The following is a 13,068-nucleotide window of genomic DNA, read 5'->3' as shown; positions in this document are numbered from 1 at the left end:
TCATTATGCGTGTACATTTCATAGCCATCGGCGGCAGCATTATGCATAATCTCGCCATAGCATTGGCCAAGAAAGGGTATATCATAAGCGGGTCAGACGATCACATCTATGAGCCGTCACGTACCAACCTGGCCGTAGCGGGGTTACTTCCTCCGGAGGGGTGGTTTCCGGAGCGCATCACCCCGGATATCGATGCGGTGGTGGTGGGTATGCATGCCAAGGCGGATAATCCGGAACTGTTAAAAGCCAAGGAATTAGGTATCCGCATTTGTTCGTACCCCGAATTCATCTACGAGCAAACCAAAGAGAAAATGCGCGTGGTGATCGGCGGCAGCCATGGAAAAACTACCATCACGAGCATGATTATGCACGTGCTTAAGGCAATCGGGCGCGATTTTGATTACCTGGTAGGTGCAAAGCTCGATGAGTTTGAATACATGGTCAAACTGACGAAAGACGCGCCGTTGATTGTCATCGAGGGCGATGAGTATCTGGCCTCGCCGATGGACCAGCGGCCTAAGTTCCACTTATACCGGCCGAATATCGGACTGATCAGCGGCATAGCCTGGGATCATGTAAACGTATTCCCTACGTTCGAAACCTACGTAAACCAGTTCCGATTATTCATTAAAAGCATTGAACCTAAGGGAACGTTGGTTTATAACAAAGAAGACAAGACCCTGCAGGAACTGGTGCTTGAAGATCAATCCAAGATTAATAAACATGGTTATCGGACACCTGAATATACCATTAATAAAGGAATTACCTATATGCATACGCATCTTGGTAATATCCCGTTGCAGGTTTTCGGCAAACATAACCTGTCTAATATCGCGGCAGCATTTACGGTATGCGAGTGGCTGGGCGTTGAACGGGAAGCGTTTTACGCGGCTATCAAGCAATTCAGGGCAGCTTCCAGGCGCCTCGAATATGTGGCGAGTAATAACGACAGCGTGGTTTATCAGGATTTTGCCCACACTCCGGCAAAATTAAGGGCCAGTATCCACGCGTTGAAGGAGCAGTTTCCGGGGAAGGCCCTGGTGGCCATTATTGAGCTGCACACCTACAGCAGCCTCAATGAAGATTACTTGAGTGAATACCGCGATACCATGAAAGAGGCGGAATACCCGGCGGTTTTCATCAACCAAGAGGCACTGAAACAACGGAACGCCGGTTCTATCACGGCGGACACGCTGAAAAAAGCGTTCAACCAACCCAACCTGGAATATTTCAGCAGCATCGAGCGCATGAAACACTACTTGCAGGATCTTGAGCCCGACGGCAAGAACCTGCTGTTTATGAGTTCCGGAAATTATGGGGGTGTTAATCTGGTTAATTTTGCCGATAAATTCTTATTTAAGTGAAAGTTTAATTATCTTAGTTAGCTATTAAGAAAATAAGTTATAGTAGCGTTTGTTTTCAATACCATCTTACCCATGAATGCATTAGGAAAAAAAATCAGGCTGTTGCGGCACCAGCGGGGGTGGAGCCAAGAGGATGTGGCCAAACGGCTGGACATCTCCATCCCGGCTTTTTCGAAGATAGAAACCGGTATAACGGATGTTAACCTGTCAAGGCTGGACCAGATTTCCCGCCTGTTCGGCTTAACGGTTGTTCAACTGCTGGCAACAAGCGATTCGGAGGAAGAAAAAAAATACGCTTCGGAATTAGCCTTGGTGAACAAGAAACTGCAGGAACGTGAAGCGGAGATTATCGAATTGCAGAAGAAAGTGATTGAGCTGTATGAGTTGCTGCACCAGAAATCAACACCGTAATCCGGTTAACGGTCAAACACACCTACTATGAGCAGGTAGCCAGCATAGTAGATGTGTTGTTTTGTTTTGCCGCACTGTAGTTAATACCGACAATGGGGCGGCCTACTCATGGGTGTTTAGGTAGGAGTATTCTCAAATATGAAGGGCTTTTTTATCAATAGTCATCGTCATCGAAATCATCGAAGTCATCCAACGAATCGAGCTCATCTATCTCAAAACTATCCTCATCATCGAAAAGGTCATCCGTATCGTCATCATCATCGGGCCCACCGTCAAACGTGACCAAAACGTCATCCTCCAAAATCGCTAATTCATTGTCGTGCATCATTGGCGTTTTCATAATCATTGTTAAATGTGTACTGATTTATTAGGATAAAAATAGCAAGTTTTTGATTTCAAAACATTTTTTTTAAAAAAAATATCGCCGGCATAATTTAGTCGCTTGTTTCCCCTATGGTGTTGTTTTCCGACACGATTTCTTTCAATTTGGGAAGGTCGGCCGTGCTGTTTATTCCGAAATGATCCATGAACAGATCACTGGTGCCATAAAGAATGGGTTTGCCCACGGCATCGGCCTTGCCCACGATTTTGATGAGTTCCTTCTCCAACAGCCGCTGAATTGAATAGTCGCAATTTACGCCGCGGATCTGTTCAATTTCCAGTTTGGTGATTGGCTGGCGGTAAGCGATGATGGCCAGCGTTTCCAGTGCGGCTTGGCTGAGTTTCTTTTTCGCACGGTGCGCTTGCAATTGGTTGAGGGTTCCGTAATAGCCGGGTTTTGTTAAAAACTGGTATCCGTTGTTTATCAGTTTCAATTCAAAAACATGGCTATCCGCCTGATAACGGACAGTGATATCGGCTACCGCATCCCGGATGGCCTGTTCATCGATTTCGTGACCCGCGATGGCGTCGATAACCTGTTTGATTTCCGCAATGCCGATGCCGTGTTCCGAGGCAAAGATAAGGGCTTCTATGTGCTGTTGTAGGTTTTCCAAAACTTCGCCAACGTTAATAGTCAATGACCTGCTCTTCCATCGTTTGGGGTATTTCCCTGAATTCGTACTTCTGCGTGCGGAGCTGGGGTTCAAACCCCGCTTCGCGTATGGCATCCTGAATGGATGAGGAGGTAAACCGATGCGGCGCCCCGGCAGCAGAAACCACATTTTCCTCGATCATGATGGAGCCAAAGTCGTTAGCTCCCGCATGTAAGCAGAGTTGGGCTACGCGCTTCCCTACCGTGAGCCAGGATGCCTGGATATTCCTGATGTTGGGAAGCATGATACGGCTCAGGGCAATCATCCGTATGTATTCTTCGCCGGTTACATTGTTGGTAATGCCCCTTAGGCGTTTAAGCAGGGTGCCGTCGTCCTGGAAAGGCCAAGGGATAAATGCGATAAAACCATGGGCGTCTTTCGGCCGTTCTTCCTGTACTTCCCGGATCCATACGAGGTGTTCAAAGCGCTCAGCTACCGTTTCGATGTGGCCGAACATCATCGTTGCAGAAGTAGGCAGGTTGATTTGATGCGCCGCACGCATCACATCCAACCACTCCTTGCCGCCGCATTTGCCTTTTGAGATCAAACGCCTTACCCGGTCGTTCAAAATTTCGGCCCCCGCACCGGGCAGGGAATCCAAGCCGGCTTCCTGGAGGGCACGGAGCACGTCTATGTGACTCATGCCTTCCAGTTTTGCAATATGCGCTACTTCAGGCGGGCCGAGCGCGTGTAGCTTCAGCGCCGGGTACAGCGATTTCAGCTCCCTGAAAAGATCGGTATAGAACTTCAGCCCCAAATCAGGGTGGTGCCCCCCTTGCAGCAGCAGCTGATCGCCACCATAACGGAACGTCTCCGCAATTTTACGCTTATATGTCTCGATATCGGTAATGTAGCTTTCTTCATGCCCCGGCCTGCGGAAAAAGTTGCAGAATTTGCAATTGGCAATACACACGTTGGTGGTGTTGACATTGCGGTCTATCTGCCAGGTGACCTTACCGTGGGGTACCTGTATTTTGCGCAACTCATTGGCCACAAAGGTCAATTCGGCAGTCGGAGCATGGTCATACAGGTAGATGCCCTCGTCTTTCGAGAGAAATTCGAAGTCGAGTGCACGCCCAAGCAGATTGTCTACATTCATGACACAAAGATACGCAGTTTTTGGCAATCCAATAGGCCGGAAAAATATTGTTTTATGCCGAGGGAACCAGCCGTAGCAGCATGCCGGGATCTTCAGTAAGCACATAAATCAGCCCATCTGGGCCCTGTGCCAGTTGCCTTATCCGGCCGATATCCAGCAACAGTTTCTCTTCGTGGCGGTAACGTCTGTTCACGACCACGATACGGGCCACATGCCGTTGCGCTAACGCTCCGGCGAAAAGATTGCCTTCCCAGCCGGCATACTTGCTTCCGGTATACAGCAGCAGTCCGCAGGGGGCTATGGCGGGTGTCCAATAGTGGATGGGTTGTTCCATACCTTCCTGCTCGGGGCTTTCTGAAATGACGGTGCCGTCGTCATCCAAGCCATAGGTAATAACAGGCCATCCGTAGTTCTTTCCTTTTTCAATGATGTTCAGTTCGTCGCCGCCGCGCGCACCATGTTCGGTAGCGTACAGGATGTCGTTCACTGCATCATATGCCATACCCTGGATGTTGCCATGCCCGTATGACCAGATACTGCCGTTGGCGCCCGGATGGTTTACGAAAGGGTTATCGGCCGGTATGCGCCCGTCGTCATGCAGCCGGTGGATTTTTCCAAGGCCGTTGGCCAGATCCTGCGCGTCTTCCCTTGTGCCGTGGTCGCCCGCGCTGAAATACAGGTACCCTTCGCGGTCAAACACCAGGCGGCTCCCGAAGTGTATGCCAGACGTTGATGGCGGTGCCGTTCGGTATAGTAATTCTTGATCGGCAATACGGTTGCCTTGCAGTTTGAACCGCATCAATGCCGTGCCCGCCCCTTCGCCGTCGGGCATGGCATAGGTTACGTATATCCATCCCGTTTCGGTATACCGGGGATGCAGTTGGATATCCATCAATCCTCCCTGACTGCCTACATAGGTTTCAGGACTCCCCTCGAGGCGGCGTCCGGTGCCTGCCCCGCGTTCGAGCAGCAGAATCGCGCCTTCGCGTTCGGTAACCAGCATCCGGCCGTCGGGCAACCACACCATTCCCCAAGGCTGGTTGAGCCCCGTGTTGATCGTGTCCATACGGAAAGTCACCGTTTCGGTCGTTACAGGAGCGCTCGTGCGGTGTGAGCGGCTACCGTTTGTGCCGTTGCAGGCCAGCGACAGCAAACCCACCACCAGCGCGCCGGATAACAACGGCAGCATGTCAGCGAAACGTTTAGGATACTGAATAATCATGTCCCAAAGATAGGACTTAATCTTTTTCCTATATTAGCCTTTTCAATAGACCATGAAACTGATAAAAAACGATAAGCCCACCATACGCGCATGGGCCATGTTCGACTGGGCAAATTCCGCTTATAACCTGGTTATTACCTCAACCATTTTTCCGGCATATTATACCGCCATCACGTATACAGAGGCCTATGGCGACAAAGTCCGCTTTTTCGGTATAGCGATGGTTAATACCGCGCTGTCCAATTTTGCCCTGTCGTTTGCCTACCTGTTCATGGCATTGGTGTTGCCCGTCCTGTCATCTGTGGCCGACTTCAAGGGCAACAAAAAGGCTTTCATGAAAGGCTTCACCTACCTGGGCAGTTTGGCTTGTATGGGCTTGTTTTTCTTTAGGCTCGAAACACTGGAATGGGGCATTTTTTGTTTCATTCTGGCGGCCATGGGGTATGTGGGAGGGGTGTTGTTTAATAATTCCTACCTGCCGCAGATCGCTACTGTAGACCAGCAAGATCGCGTGAGCGCGCAGGGTTTTGCCTATGGATATGTAGGGTGTGTGCTCTTGCAGCTGATCTGTTTTGTGTTTGTACTTAAGCCTGAATGGTTTGGTATTACGGATCCCACTTTACCGGCGCGGTTGTCTTTTTTCCTTGTTGGCGTATGGTGGCTGGGATTTTCACAGATACCGTTCCGGAAACTCCCTCCTGACGAACACCGGGGCGAACGGGTTACCAAGCAAGTGTTAAGCAAAGGATTTTCGGAATTGCGCGATGTTTGGAACAGGTTGAAGGGCATCCCCGGCATTAAGCGGTTTTTGCCCGCATTTTTCTTTTATGCCATGGGGGTACAGACGGTCATGATTGTCGCTGCGGCCTTCGGCGAAAAAGTGCTGCATTTGGGGGCAGCAAAGTTGATTGGCACCATCCTGATTATCCAACTGGTGGCTATTGGAGGGGCTTACCTCATGTCGGTACTTGCCCGCTACATCGGCAATGTCCGGGTATTGATGCTGGTGGTATGCGTGTGGATGGCGATATGCGTATCGGCTTATTTCATTAGCCATGAAGTGCACTTCTACGTGTTGGCGGTTTTGGTTGGACTGGTAATGGGAGGTATACAGTCGCTTTCGCGGTCAACGTACTCCAAATTATTGCCCGTAGGCGAAGAAGATACGGCGTCTTTTTTCAGCTTCTATGACGTTACGGAAAAAGTGGCCATTGTAATCGGACTCTTCTCCTTTGCCCTTATTGAGCAACTGACCGACAATATCCGGTATTCGGCCTTGTTTCTGGGGATTTTTTTCCTGCTGGGCTTGGCGCTGCTGTGGCGGATGTTGCTGTTGCCGGCTGAAAGGTAGGAGCTATCGCTGTTGAATTAACAATTTCGTAATCTTATTTTGTACTCCGGTCGGCCGTTTTTGGGGTAAATTTGCCGCGTTTGTTGATTATTAGTAATTTTGCATGGACCAATTGTAATGGGGATGTCTCAGAATTTATCTGACTCGCAATTATCAGCTGCGCTTTCCACTGGTTCTGTTGATGCATTCGGTTTGTTGTACGAGCGGTACCATCGGGCTGTATATGCCAACGTACTGAAGCTGGTGCAGCGAACTGAATATGCCGAGGATCTTCTCCAAGATGTTTTTGTTTCGTTGTGGCAAAACCGCTTCAAAATACGGTCTGATCAATCGGTGGGTGGCTGGCTTTTTGTAGTCAGTTACAACAAGGCGCTTTCCTTCCTGAAGAAGAAAGTTAATGAGTCCTTGGAATATGTGGGAAATTATGAGGCTTTCGAGCAGGTTGTTCCAGAAGAATCGGTAGATGAGGAGCATTATACGAGCCAGTTGGCCATGGTAGAGGAGGCCGTAAACGCCTTGCCGGCCCGAAAGCGGCAGGTGTTCCGTTTATGCCGCTTTGAAGGCAGGTCTAAGGAAGAGGTCGCCTCGATGATGGGCATATCGCCCGATTCGGTCAAAGACTATCTCAAACAATCCAACCGGGCAATACGCAATTACATCATTTCCAAGTATCCCTATGGCACCGCCAGTCTAACGGTTTTCGCTTTATTAGCCGAAAACATTTGATTTTAAAAAAAAAAGCATCCCCTTTTTGCTTTTCCTGAGTATTTATTATAGAAACAATGAATATGGAAAAGCGGATACGCTATCTTATTGAACTATTCTGGAGAGACGAAGCAACTGACGAGGAGCGAAAGGAACTGTTGGGTTATCTTGAATACCAGCATGAGGCGTGGAGGGACGAGTTGCTGCGTGAATTTCAGGTATCTGACGATAGTAGAAATCCGATTGACCCGGTGCGCGCCGACGAATTGTTTTCACTCATTCAGTCAAAGGCTGGTATTACGCCCAATCCGCCGAAGCCGATTATTCAGCGGTTACGGCCTTTCATACGCGTAGCAGTAGCGGCAGCTGTTGTTGTGCTTTGCTGGAATGTATATCGAGCCGTTTCGGTACGAGACGCATTGCCTTTGGAATCAAATAGCATAGCGGTGCTTGATACGGTGTCCAACACCAATGACGGTGACAATCCTACAACTATATCTTTAGAAGACGGTACGGTCGTGTACCTTTCGCCCGGAAGTTCGATAGCTTATGTGAAAGGCTTCAGTGATGCTTCCCGTGAAATCGACTTGAACGGCGAAGCCCGGTTTGATGTGGCGCGAGACACACTGCGGCCCTTTACCGTGCGCGCCAAAGGGTATACGACTACCGCTCTGGGTACGTCTTTTGTTGTAAACACGGCGGTGCCGAATCGGATATTTGTTAAGTTATTGACAGGAAAGGTAGTTGTGCGGGCCACTGAGCAAAGTGGGGTAATATTGGCAGACATTTATCTGAAGCCGGGAGAGGAATTGAATATTAACGAGCTTAGTGGGCGCTGGTCTGTAAGCCAAAAGACTCCTGCACCGATCATAAACGATGACCGTATCGAGAATAGCCGAGTGGTATGGGAGGAAAAAGGTCGTCTGATGTTTAATAAAGCACCATTGAAAGAAGTATTTGCCCGTATTGCTGCAAGCCATGGCCAAACTGTCGATTTGGCGTCAGTCAGATTGGACGGATTGACCTTTACGGGAACCTTTGAGCCTACGGATTCATTGCATGTGATGTTAAATGTAATCTGTAATATGAACGATTTGACATACGAGGATGACAATGGCAAGCTGCGCATAAGGAACAAGTAAGCGTAAACATATTGAAGTGATATAATCGGCTTTTCGGAGCCGGACGGGAGACTTTTGGGTTAATGATTAATAAATGTAAATGTCATAATACTATGAAAAGATGCAGATTATCATGGATTTCCAGATGGTGTTGCAGCCTATGGATATTGTTGTTGCCGTTAGTATCGGTCGCGCAGCAGCGAGGTGTTGTTAGAGGAACCGTCATAGACCAAGCGGGGCGGCCACTTAGTGGTGTACTGGTAACAGTTGTCGATGAAGGAAATGTGGTTGAAAAGACGGCAACGGACAACAGCGGAACGTTTGCCATGAGCGGACTAAGTCCTAATAGAGCTTATGATATTGTAATAAGCCTTATCGGATATGAAACACACACAGAAAGCGGTTTCATTATCCGCCCCGGCGACAATAATTCGCTCCTGGTGAGGCTCGGTGAAGTTTCGGAAGACTTGCAGGAAGTAATAGTGGTAGGGTACGGAAGTACCCGCAAGGAAAACCTTACCGGAGCGGTATCGGTATTGAATATGCAGGAAAAGGAAAACCAACCCATTACCGACGTCAGCCAGGCACTCCACGGTGTTCCGGGGCTGTGGGTCAATCAGGCAGGGTCGCAACCCGGGCAAGACGGTGCTTCTATCCGCATCCGCGGAATAGGTACGCTTAACAACAGTGCGCCTTTGGTGCTGCTCGATGGAGTGGAGTATCCGATGAGCGAGATCAACCCAAACGATATTGAAACCATAACTGTACTGAAAGACGCATCAGCTGCCATTTACGGGTCGCGGGCAGCAAATGGCGTTATCTTGATTACATCGAAACGAGGACGGGAGGGCCGAAATGCCATCAACTACAGTTATTCGTACGGTATTCAACGCCCCACCTTTCTGCCGGATGTGTTAACGGATCCTATCCGTTATATGGAACTGCGGAATGAAGCGGTGTTGAATGAAGGCAAGTTGGTTGGCGATTATACGGATGCATGGATTGAAGAATACCGGAACGGGTTAGGTACGGACCCCGTAGTATATCCGGCGTCTGATTGGTTCGATATTATCCTGAAAGACGGGCAGATTCAGCAACATAACCTCGCTTTTCGAGGTGGCAACGAACGGACTCAATATAATATTGGCTTGGGGTATATGGACCAGCGAGGTATCTTAATCGCAAATGACGAAGCCAATCGTTATTCGCTCGATATGAAAGTAACCGCGCAGGTTACCGAACGGATTAAGGTGGGAGGAAGCGTGACCGGTAATTTGCGTCAGTTCATAGAACCCGGTTATGGGGCAACCACGATTTTCAACGTGACAATGCGCGGTCTACCGATTATGACTGATACACTGGCGAACGGCACCTATGGCAATTCATGGCTCCCCACGCCGGGCCGTAATAATTACGAAAACCCGCGCATGGAGGTGCAAGAAGGAACCATATTTAGGCAGAACCAGCGTTTTCTGGCAAAAGCATTTACCGAAGTCCAACTACCCTTAGGTATCACTTATAACGGTGATATCGGGTTCGATAAGCACGATAGGTTCAGTAAAGACCACATCCCGCAGATGTATACCTATAATCCAAAAACAGGCGAACAGCGGGCATTTAATACCGCGGCACCTCGTGTACGGGATTGGAGTTCCAATTATTTAAACCTAACGCTCTACCATACGCTAAATTGGAAAAAGACATTTGCGGGCAAGCATGATCTCGCTGTTATGCTGGGGAGCAGTTACGTAAGTTTCAATAACCGAAGTTTCGATGCCTATACGGAAGGCTTCTTTGATAACCAATTGACCGATCTGGATGCAGGTTCCACCAATCAGGTTGCAAGGGGGAGAACATCACAGGACAGGTTATTGAGTTATTTCGGCCGTGTGAATTATGCTTATGACGAAAAATACCTGTTAGAAATCACTTCTCGCTACGATGGTTCGTCGCGGTTTTCACCAAACAATCGATGGAGCTTTTTCCCCGCGGTATCGGCTGCATGGCGCATTGATCGCGAAGACTTCCTGAATGACACCGACTGGATTGACCAGTTGAAACTGCGTCTTTCCTGGGGAAAGCTTGGTAATCAGTCCGTTCCACTTTATAGTTACTTGAGCATTGTCAATGTAGGCAATGAATACCGTTATTCCTTCGGAAACGTGATTAGCCCCGGAGCAGCAGTAAACAGTTATAACGATCCGGGTATTTCTTGGGAAACGACCACATCTATTAATGCAGGGATAGACGTAGACCTCTGGCAAGGCAAGCTCGGGGTGGTTGCCGATGTCTTTAAACGGCGTACTTCGGGCATTCTCCGGTCGGTCGGCATACCGGCGCAGATCGGTAACCTGTCGGGGCCGCAGCGGAATATCGGTGTAGTGGATAATATAGGTTACGAATTGATGCTACGGCACGGGCATCGCATCGGGGAATTTAGCTATGATGTCAATGCCAGCATCAATTACGTGAAGAACAGAGTGGTCGATTTGGCCGGGGAAACCATCATCAGTGGGCGCCGGATCATCAAGGAGGGATACCCTATTGATTCTTATTACCTTTTGTTGGCTGATGGTTATTATCAAAGTTGGGACGATGTCAATTATAGTGCCACGGTGAGCAATGCCGTGAAGCCGGGCTATATCAAATACCGGGATATCAACCGGGATGGAAAGATAGATGGTGATGATCGCATCATAACCGGACAATCGATGCCTGACTATACGTTTGCTTTTGGCGTCAATTTGAACTATAAACGGTTTGCACTAACCACGTATTTTCAAGGAGTAAGTGGGTTGAGTATTTACCCCACCGCAAACCTGGCCTTTCCTTTCAATAATGGAGCCGGTATTACACGCGATTGGATTGATAATACATGGACGCCCGAGCGTCCCGATGCCCGCTACCCACTGTTGACCACCGCAACCGGCGCAACGGAAAACTTCCAGAACTCAACATTTTGGCTCAAGGACGCCTCTTACCTCAGGTTGCAAAATGTGCAACTTAACTACAACCTGCCGGAAGCTTGGTTAACCAGGGCACATATCAGTCGCGCGGTAGTGTTCGTGAATGGGCAGAACATGCTCACTTTCGCGAACTATACACAATGGGATCCGGAAAAAGACATCAAAACCGACAACCTCTATGATTATCCCTTTTTGAAAACCGTCAACTTCGGAGTGAACGTAACCTTCTAATGAGACAGAACATGAAAAAACTATTTTATACCGCGGTGACCGCCATGATACTCCAGTCTTGTGGCCATTTGTTGGACACGATACCAACAGACCGCTATACCATTGAGAATTTCTGGGAATCAGAAAAAGGGACCATCGGCGCGTTGACTGCCTGTTATAACAGTCTGACCAAGAGCGGTACATTTGGTGGAACTGCCACGGTGCTATGGGAAGAAACCGCCACGCCGAACGCCTATAATTATGATAATTCGGGCGGTTTTAACGTGATTGCGCTGGGCACCCATACATCGGCAACCAATTCTGCCATCATCAATGATCGATGGAACCACGCTTATGAAGGCATCGGACGGTGTAATATGTTTCTTGCCCGGGTAGACCGCTCACCGCTTGATGAGTCCGTAAAAGAAAGGATGAAAGCTGAAGCGAAATTCCTTCGTGCACTCTATTACTACCTACTGACAACTTACTATGGCGACGCCCCGCTCATTCTGGATGAACCCAACATTACCCAGGAGCGCCTACCCCGAACGCCACGGGCCGAGGTAGTAGCACAAATATTGATAGACCTTGATGATGCGGCCGGTGTATTGCCGCCGCGGTATACAACCGTATCGGATATTGGACGTGCCACCCGCGGCGCCGCTTTGGCCCTCAAAGCTCGTGTCTTGCTCTTTGAGGCCAGTCCGTTAATTAATGTCAGCAATAATGCACAAAGATGGGCGGATGCCGCCGCAGCTGCCAAAGCCGTGATGGAGCTGCAGGGCGCCGGCTATGCCTTGTTTCCGAATTATCGTAACCTGTTTATGCTTGACAATGAAAATAGTTCGGAATCTATTTTTGACGTGCAGTTTAAGGCTCCCGAGTATGGGACAGGGTTTGACGTTGTGCTACGTCAGTACAATACCGTTGCGCCATTGAGAAATTTGGTAGATGCCTACTGGATGCGCGATGGGAAAACAAAGGAAGAGTCAAATTTGTACGATGCTAATAACCCTTATGCCAACCGCGATCCGCGCATGGCGCAAACGATTGTTTATCCGGGGGCTACGTTCCGCGGATCGGTGGTTACCGCCGGTACATTCGTGAATACGGGTTATACACAAAAGAAATACAGCATTTACGACGAAGCCCCCAACAGCACTATCCCGGCAGTGTCGGAAATCAACTACATGATACTCCGGTATGCCGATGTGTTGCTGATGTATGCGGAGGCGCATAACGAAGCATCGGAAGTGCCCGACCAAAGTGTTTACGACGCCCTGCACGCCGTCCGCCGCCGGGCTGGCTTAGATCCGTATACGCTTCCCAGTGGGTTATCCAAGGGCGAAATGCGTGAAATTATTCGCCGGGAGCGGCGTATAGAATTGGCGGGAGAAGGCCTTTACTATACGGATATAAGGCGGTGGCGCATTGCCGAAGAGGTGATGAACGGCCCTGTACACAATCATGCTGGAAATCCAATTGTCGTTCGGTCGTTTAATCCGCAACGCGACTATTGGTGGCCGATTACCGACCGGCAGCGCGAACTGAACCCAGAGTTGCAACCGAATCCCAACTGGTAACG

At 49.2% G+C, this 13,068-nt stretch carries 11 protein-coding genes; 7 read left to right on the top strand and 4 right to left on the bottom strand.

All coding sequences use genetic code 11. The annotated features are described in order from the left end of the window. Positions 1–5: 5 nt before the first annotated feature. Complete coding sequence (locus BM030_RS09165; RefSeq protein ID WP_090973417.1) at positions 6–1,364, top strand: UDP-N-acetylmuramate--L-alanine ligase; 1,359 nt, start codon at positions 6–8, stop codon at positions 1,362–1,364. 72 nt (positions 1,365–1,436) lie between these two features. Beyond that, on the top strand, positions 1,437–1,775 hold the full coding sequence (locus BM030_RS09160; protein WP_090973293.1) for a helix-turn-helix domain-containing protein: 339 nt from the start codon (positions 1,437–1,439) through the stop codon (positions 1,773–1,775). Between the two features lie 154 nt (positions 1,776–1,929). Here BM030_RS09160 and BM030_RS09155 read toward each other — a convergent pair whose 3' ends face one another. From BM030_RS09155 to BM030_RS09140, 4 genes are all read right to left on the bottom strand, one after another. After that, the gene (locus BM030_RS09155; RefSeq protein ID WP_139215858.1) at positions 1,930–2,115 is read right to left on the bottom strand and encodes a hypothetical protein; all 186 of its coding nucleotides are present in this window, start codon (positions 2,113–2,115) and stop codon (positions 1,930–1,932) included. 94 nt (positions 2,116–2,209) lie between these two features. Next, on the bottom strand, positions 2,210–2,770 hold the full coding sequence (gene scpB, locus BM030_RS09150) for an SMC-Scp complex subunit ScpB (protein WP_090973291.1): 561 nt from the start codon (positions 2,768–2,770) through the stop codon (positions 2,210–2,212). A 13-nt stretch (positions 2,771–2,783) separates the two neighbouring features. After that, entirely contained in the window at positions 2,784–3,908 is a 1,125-nt protein-coding gene (mqnC, locus tag BM030_RS09145) for a cyclic dehypoxanthinyl futalosine synthase (protein WP_090973290.1), read from the bottom strand. A gap of 52 nt (positions 3,909–3,960) precedes the next feature. Beyond that, positions 3,961–5,130, bottom strand: a complete 1,170-nt coding sequence (locus tag BM030_RS09140; protein WP_090973289.1) for a PQQ-dependent sugar dehydrogenase — start codon at positions 5,128–5,130, stop codon at positions 3,961–3,963. A gap of 52 nt (positions 5,131–5,182) precedes the next feature. Between BM030_RS09140 and BM030_RS09135 the strand changes: the two genes are divergently transcribed. From BM030_RS09135 to BM030_RS09115, 5 genes are all read left to right on the top strand, one after another. Next, a complete protein-coding gene (locus BM030_RS09135; protein ID WP_090973288.1) occupies positions 5,183–6,481 on the top strand; it encodes an MFS transporter in 1,299 nt (432 codons plus the stop codon). A gap of 123 nt (positions 6,482–6,604) precedes the next feature. Beyond that, positions 6,605–7,207: an RNA polymerase sigma factor gene (locus tag BM030_RS09130; protein ID WP_170845685.1), complete on the top strand. Its 603-nt coding sequence runs from the start codon at positions 6,605–6,607 to the stop codon at positions 7,205–7,207. A 62-nt stretch (positions 7,208–7,269) separates the two neighbouring features. Further along, entirely contained in the window at positions 7,270–8,328 is a 1,059-nt protein-coding gene (locus BM030_RS09125; RefSeq protein ID WP_170845684.1) for a FecR family protein, read from the top strand. A gap of 92 nt (positions 8,329–8,420) precedes the next feature. Further along, the gene (locus tag BM030_RS09120; RefSeq protein WP_170845683.1) at positions 8,421–11,504 is read left to right on the top strand and encodes a SusC/RagA family TonB-linked outer membrane protein; all 3,084 of its coding nucleotides are present in this window, start codon (positions 8,421–8,423) and stop codon (positions 11,502–11,504) included. 11 nt (positions 11,505–11,515) lie between these two features. Further along, positions 11,516–13,066, top strand: a complete 1,551-nt coding sequence (locus BM030_RS09115; RefSeq protein WP_090973416.1) for a RagB/SusD family nutrient uptake outer membrane protein — start codon at positions 11,516–11,518, stop codon at positions 13,064–13,066. Positions 13,067–13,068: the final 2 nt, after the last annotated feature.

The organism is Parapedobacter composti (assembly GCF_900112315.1).
GTDB classification, from domain to species: Bacteria; Bacteroidota; Bacteroidia; order Sphingobacteriales; family Sphingobacteriaceae; genus Parapedobacter; species Parapedobacter composti.
Note: the sequence above shows the minus strand (reverse complement) of the source record. Positions and strands in the feature narration are given on the sequence as shown.

What these genes read in the sequence shown, in the direction of transcription:
- BM030_RS09140 (WP_090973289.1), bottom strand. Translation starts at nt 5,130, where the DNA reads ATGATTATTCAGTATCCTAAACGTTTCGCTGACATGCTGCCGTTGTTA.
- BM030_RS09115 (WP_090973416.1), top strand. Translation starts at nt 11,516, where the DNA reads ATGAAAAAACTATTTTATACCGCGGTGACCGCCATGATACTCCAGTCT.
- BM030_RS09125 (WP_170845684.1), top strand. Translation starts at nt 7,270, where the DNA reads ATGGAAAAGCGGATACGCTATCTTATTGAACTATTCTGGAGAGACGAA.
- BM030_RS09155 (WP_139215858.1), bottom strand. Translation starts at nt 2,115, where the DNA reads ATGAAAACGCCAATGATGCACGACAATGAATTAGCGATTTTGGAGGAT.
- BM030_RS09135 (WP_090973288.1), top strand. Translation starts at nt 5,183, where the DNA reads ATGAAACTGATAAAAAACGATAAGCCCACCATACGCGCATGGGCCATG.
- BM030_RS09165 (WP_090973417.1), top strand. Translation starts at nt 6, where the DNA reads ATGCGTGTACATTTCATAGCCATCGGCGGCAGCATTATGCATAATCTC.
- mqnC (WP_090973290.1), bottom strand. Translation starts at nt 3,908, where the DNA reads ATGAATGTAGACAATCTGCTTGGGCGTGCACTCGACTTCGAATTTCTC.
- BM030_RS09160 (WP_090973293.1), top strand. Translation starts at nt 1,437, where the DNA reads ATGAATGCATTAGGAAAAAAAATCAGGCTGTTGCGGCACCAGCGGGGG.
- BM030_RS09130 (WP_170845685.1), top strand. Translation starts at nt 6,605, where the DNA reads ATGTCTCAGAATTTATCTGACTCGCAATTATCAGCTGCGCTTTCCACT.
- BM030_RS09120 (WP_170845683.1), top strand. Translation starts at nt 8,421, where the DNA reads ATGAAAAGATGCAGATTATCATGGATTTCCAGATGGTGTTGCAGCCTA.